Origin of the sequence: uncultured Oribacterium sp. (assembly GCF_902481605.1) — a bacterium.
GTDB classification, from domain to species: Bacteria; Bacillota; Clostridia; order Lachnospirales; family Lachnospiraceae; genus Oribacterium; species Oribacterium sinus.
Genome location: NZ_CABSXI010000095.1, coordinates 1 through 5,818, shown reverse-complemented (window position 1 = coordinate 5,818; position 5,818 = coordinate 1). Strand labels below are relative to the sequence as shown.

The window sequence follows — 5,818 nt, the reverse complement described above, 5'->3', positions numbered from 1 at the left end:
ATAGCCAGTGGAATTTAGTCCTACACACGACTTGTCCTGTGGCTTATTTCCCATGCCCGGAAAGAGATTTTTTTGAGGTTGTTATGCACTATTATAGCAAAATCAGGCAGAAATGAAATTTCAAACTGCCTGATTTTAGGGATTTTTTTAAGCTCGGTAGAATTTACTTCTGCACTGGAATTTACTTTTTCAATTTAGCAGTTTATGAAAATATTAAGCTAATTTAACAGAAAAAGCCTTTGTATATCTGCTTTGCCTATGCTAAAATTTACAGCAGTATGCATTATTTTAAGAGGGGAGAAAAACCATGAAAGGTATTATTCTTGCAGGAGGTTCCGGCACCAGATTATATCCGCTGACAAGGGTGACTTCTAAGCAATTGCTTCCGATATATGACAAGCCGATGATTTACTATCCTTTGTCCGTTTTGATGGATGCGGGGATTCGGGATATTTTGATTATTTCCACACCTACAGACACACCCAGATTTCAGGAGCTCTTAGGGGATGGAGAGGCTTTCGGTTTAAACTTACAGTATGCGGTACAGCCCTCTCCGGACGGATTGGCGCAAGCCTTTTTAATTGGGGAAGATTTTATCGGAGGAGAGCCGGTAGCCATGATTTTGGGAGATAACATTTTCTCCGGAAGAGGCTTTAGAGAAATCTTAAAGAAGGCTGTGGCAAAGGAGCATGGTGCCACCGTGTTTGGCTACTATGTGGATGACCCGGAGCGTTTCGGTATTGTGGAGTTTGACGGGGCCGGAAAGGCAATTTCTATTGAGGAAAAGCCGGAGAAGCCAAAGTCCAACTACTGTGTAACCGGTTTATATTTCTACGACAATAAGGTTGTGGACTATGCGAAAAGCTTAAAACCTTCCAAGAGAGGGGAGCTGGAAATCACCGACCTGAACCGTATCTATCTGGAAAAGGGAGAGCTGGATGTGGCGCTTTTGGGACAGGGCTTTACCTGGCTGGATACCGGAACCCATGAGTCCTTAGTGGATGCTACCAATTTCGTTTGTACCATTGAGACCCATGAGCACAGAAAGATTGCCTGTCTTGAAGAAATTGCCTATCGTAATGGCTGGATTAGCAAGGAAAAGGTTTTAGAAGCCTATGAGCTTTTAAAGAAAAATGAATATGGCAAGTACTTAAAGGATGTTTTAGACGGAAAATATATCGAGGAGCAGTAGGAGGAGAAGATGAAAACAATCGTAACCGGAGGCGCAGGCTTCATTGGAGGAAACTTCATGCATTTTGTGGTAAATGCCTATCCCGAGGAGGAGTGGATTTGCCTGGACAGCCTGACCTATGCAGGAAATTTGGAAACCTTGGCTCCCTTAGAGGGAAAGAAAAATTATCGTTTTATCAAGGGAGATATTACAGACAGAGCTTTTATCTTTGATTTATTTGCAAAGGAAAAGCCGGATGTGGTGGTTAACTTTGCAGCAGAGTCCCATGTGGATCGCTCTTTAAAGGATCCGGAAATCTTTTTAAAAACCAATGTTTTGGGTACCGTTTGTTTAATGGATGCTTGCAGAGAGTACGGTATAAAGCGTTATCATCAGGTGTCCACCGATGAGGTATACGGAGACCTTCCTTTAGAAAGAACAGACCTTTTCTTTACAGAGGATACTCCTATTAAGACCTCTTCTCCCTATTCATCCTCCAAGGGAAGTGCGGATCTTTTTGTCCTGGCATATCACAGAACCTTCGGACTGCCGGTGACCATTTCCCGTTGTTCCAACAACTACGGTCCCTATCATTTTCCGGAGAAGTTGATTCCGCTGGTAATTTCCAGAGCCTTAAATAACGAAAGCATTCCTGTTTACGGTAAGGGGGAGAATGTTCGTGACTGGCTCTATGTAACCGACCATTGCAAGGCTATCGACCTCATTGTCCGTAAAGGAAGAGTGGGAGAGGTTTACAATGTTGGCGGACACAATGAAAGAACCAACCTGGAAGTTGTTAAGACGATTTTAAAGGCCTTAGACAAGCCGGAATCCTTGATTCACTATGTTACTGACCGTCCGGGACACGATATGCGTTATGCCATCGACCCCACGAAGCTGGAGACTGAGCTTGGCTGGAAGCCGGAATATACCTTTGATACCGGTATTCCCGTAACTATTCAGTGGTACCTGGATCACAAGGATTGGTGGGAGCACATCATTTCCGGAGAGTATCAGGATTATTATAAGAAGCAGTATGGAGAATAAGCATGAGAGTTTTCGTTACCGGCGTTAATGGGCAGTTAGGTCATGATGTGATGAATGAGCTGGCTCGAAGAGGCATAGAGGCGGCAGGCTCCGGGATTGAGCCGGAGTATGTGGGAATTATGGACGGAAGTCCGGTTTGCACTATGCCCTATGTGGGACTGGATCTGACCAATGAAGAGGAAGCCAGAAGAATTCTTACCGAAGAGAAGATTGACTGTCTGATTCACTGTGCTGCATGGACTGCGGTGGATGATGCGGAGGATCCTGAGAAAAGAGATTTTGTTTTTCGTATTAACGGAGAGGTTCCCGGAAGTCTTGCAAAAGTCATGAAGGATTTAAAGGGGAAGATGCTCTATCTTTCCACAGACTATGTTTTCTCCGGCGAGGGAACAAAGCCTTGGGAAGAGGAGGAAAGAGATTTCCATCCCATCAATGTGTATGGAGCTTCCAAGCTTGCGGGAGAAGAGGCGATTCGACAGGTTTTACCGGAGCATTTTATTGTTCGTATTGCCTGGGTTTTCGGCCTAAACGGAAAGAACTTTATTAAGACCATGTTACAGGTGGGTAAGAAGCATCCCAGTGTGCGAGTGGTTTCCGACCAGGTAGGAAGTCCCACCTATACCTTGGATTTGGCAAGGCTTTTGGTGGATATGGTGGAGACGGAAAAGTACGGTACTTATCATGCCACCAATGAAGGAGAGTACATTTCCTGGTATGATTTTACCAAGGCCATTTACGAAGAGGCGGGACTTTCCACGGAGGTGATTCCCGTTACTACGGAGGAGTACGGTTTAAGTAGAGCAAGACGTCCCTTTAACTCAAGACTGAGTAAAGAAAAGCTTAAGAGAGAGGGATTTCAGGGCCTTCCTCATTGGAAGGATGCTTTAAAGCGTTATTTACAGGCGTTAGAAGCGGAATAAAGAAGCTTTCTTTTATAGAAAGGAGAGAGGACCTGTTTGCAGATTCGGCAGACAGGTCCCTTTCCAAAAATAAGGGACAGAAGAACCCGGTAGAAGGGGATAGCAATATATTTCAAGCCGGAATGAAAAAATGCACCGGTTCAATTTGCAAAAAAAGTTAAGGAGAAAAGATGGGAAAATATTTTGGAACAGACGGTTATCGTGGAGAGGCTAACGTAGATTTGACAGCGGATACCGCCTTTAAGGTGGGAAAGTTCTTGGCCTATTATTTTTCGAACAAAGGCACAAAGGAGTGCCGTATTGTTATCGGTAAAGATACCAGACGCTCCAGCTATATGTTTGAATATGCTCTTTCCGCAGGAATTACCGCTGCGGGAGCAGATGCATATCTTATGCACGTTACCACTACGCCTTCCGTTAGCTATATTGTTCGTTCCGAAGACTTTTCCTGCGGAGTAATGATTTCCGCCTCCCATAATCCTTTCTATGACAATGGTCTTAAGGTCATCAATGAAAACGGAGAAAAGGTTTCCGATGATTTTATTGCGGAGATTGAGGCCTATCTGGATGGAGAAACCGGGGAAGTTCCTTTAGCCACCGGAGATAAAATCGGAAGAACCGTAGACTTTGCCGCAGGAAGAAACCGTTATATCGGCTATCTGATTTCTTTGGCTACCCGTTCCTTTAAGGGAAAGAAGATTGCTTTGGACTGTGCCAACGGTTCCGCATCTTCCTGTGCCAAGGCGGTATTTGATGCCCTGGGAGCGGATACCCATGTACTTTCCAATGATCCTAACGGCTACAACATAAATGCCAACTGCGGTTCTACCCATATGGAAGCCTTGCAGGAGTATGTGAAGAACGGGGATTGCGAAATCGGCTTTGCCTATGACGGAGATGCGGATCGTTGTCTCTGTGTAGACAGTGACGGAGAACTGGTGGACGGAGATCAGATTCTCTACCTTTGCGGAAAAAATATGCGGGATAAGGGGCAGTTAAAGGACAATAAAATTGTAACTACCATTATGTCCAACTTTGGCTTATACAAGGCCTTGGATGCGGCAGGCCTTTCCTATGAAAAGACCAAAGTAGGAGACCGTTATGTCTATGAGAATATGGCGGAAAACGGTTATTCTCTGGGAGGAGAGCAGTCCGGACATATCATCTTTATGCGGCATGCCACTACCGGGGACGGAATTCTCACCAGCATTAAGCTGATGGAAGTGCTTTTAGAGGAAAAGAAGAGTCTAAAGGAAGCTTTGGCGGAGTATCAGCGTTTTCCACAGGTACTAAAGAATGTTCGGGTGAAAGATAAGCTTTTGGTGGAGCAGAATGAAACCGTACAGGAGGCGGTGAAGAAGGTGGAGGAAAGCCTGGGAGAGGATGGAAGAATTCTCCTTCGTGCTTCCGGAACAGAGCCTCTGATTCGTGTCATGGTGGAGGCTTCCAAGGAAGAGCTTTGCGAGAAATATGTAGAGGAAGTTATAGCTGTTATGAAAAAGGAAGGACTAGTCCTTTCCTAAGTTTATTGATAGAGTAAAAGGAATCCCTGCAGAGCTTGGAAAAGCTTGTTTGGCAGTACAGGGTAGACTCAAAATAAGAAGTAAGTAAGAGTAGTAGTGGAAAAATACAATAGGAGGTAAGAATGGATCAGGTAAAACGTTACAGAAAATTTCCGATTTTCCGTTATCCGGAAAGAACTTGGATGGATCAGGAAATCACAAAAGCACCGATTTGGTGTTCTGTGGATTTAAGGGATGGAAACCAGGCCCTTGTGGATCCCATGACCGTAGAAGAAAAGGTGGAATTTTTCCAACTCCTATGTAAGCTTGGTTTTAAGGAGATTGAAGTCGGTTTTCCCGCAGCTTCACAGATCGAGTATGATTACCTTCGCAATCTGATTGAGCGGAAGATGATTCCGGAGGACGTTACGGTACAGGTACTTGTACAGTGCAGAGAAGAGCTTTTGGAGAGGACTTTTCAGGCTATACAGGGGGCGAAGAAGGCGATTGTCCATATCTATAACTCGACTTCCATTCTGCAACGGGATGTTGTCTTCAAGAAGAATAAAGAAGAAATCAAACAGATTGCGCTGGACGGTGTCGAGATGGTGAAACGCCATGAAAAAGACTTTCAGGGGGAACTCTGTCTGGAGTATTCACCGGAGAGTTTTACGGGGACGGAGATGGACTATGCCCTGGATATCTGTAATGCCGTGATTTCCGCCTGGGGCGTCGGAAAGGGGAGAGAAATCATTATCAATCTGCCCAATACGGTAGAGATGCACAGTCCCAATGTCTATGCGGACCAGATTGAGTTTATGTCCAGGCACCTTTTGAAAAGGGAACACGTAGTGCTTTCCGTTCATCCCCACAATGACAGAGGAGAAGGCATCGCCTCGGCGGAACTGGCTCTCCTTGCCGGTGCAGAAAGAGTGGAAGGAACACTCTTCGGTAATGGGGAACGGACCGGAAATGTAGACATCCTTACTCTGGCATATAATATGTTCTCTCAGGGGATTGACCCGAATCTCAACCTGGAAAATATTCGGGAAATACAGGAAGTGTATGAGCGTTGCACGAAAATGAAGATTCCGGAGAGGCAGCCTTACGCCGGAAAGCTCGTGTTTACCGCATTTTCCGGTTCGCATCAGGATGCCATCAACAAGGGATTGCAGGCC

Annotated in this window: 5 protein-coding genes; all 5 read left to right on the top strand. The window is 45.2% G+C overall.

All coding sequences use genetic code 11. The features are described 5' to 3' along the window. Positions 1-307 precede the first annotated feature (307 nt). The gene (rfbA, locus tag RDQ32_RS10555; protein WP_308580440.1) at positions 308-1,192 is read left to right on the top strand and encodes a glucose-1-phosphate thymidylyltransferase RfbA; all 885 of its coding nucleotides are present in this window, start codon (positions 308-310) and stop codon (positions 1,190-1,192) included. Positions 1,193-1,201: 9 nt separating this feature from the next. Then, entirely contained in the window at positions 1,202-2,218 is a 1,017-nt protein-coding gene (rfbB, locus tag RDQ32_RS10550; RefSeq protein ID WP_308580438.1) for a dTDP-glucose 4,6-dehydratase, read from the top strand. 2 nt (positions 2,219-2,220) lie between these two features. Beyond that, positions 2,221-3,138, top strand: coding sequence for a dTDP-4-dehydrorhamnose reductase (gene rfbD / locus RDQ32_RS10545; protein WP_308580436.1), 918 nt, complete (start codon positions 2,221-2,223; stop codon positions 3,136-3,138). Between the two features lie 170 nt (positions 3,139-3,308). Beyond that, a complete protein-coding gene (gene glmM / locus RDQ32_RS10540; RefSeq protein ID WP_308580435.1) occupies positions 3,309-4,661 on the top strand; it encodes a phosphoglucosamine mutase in 1,353 nt (450 codons plus the stop codon). Positions 4,662-4,783: 122 nt separating this feature from the next. Then, on the top strand, positions 4,784-5,818 hold a 1,035-nt coding region (locus RDQ32_RS10535; RefSeq protein WP_308580434.1), incomplete at its 3' end, for a 2-isopropylmalate synthase.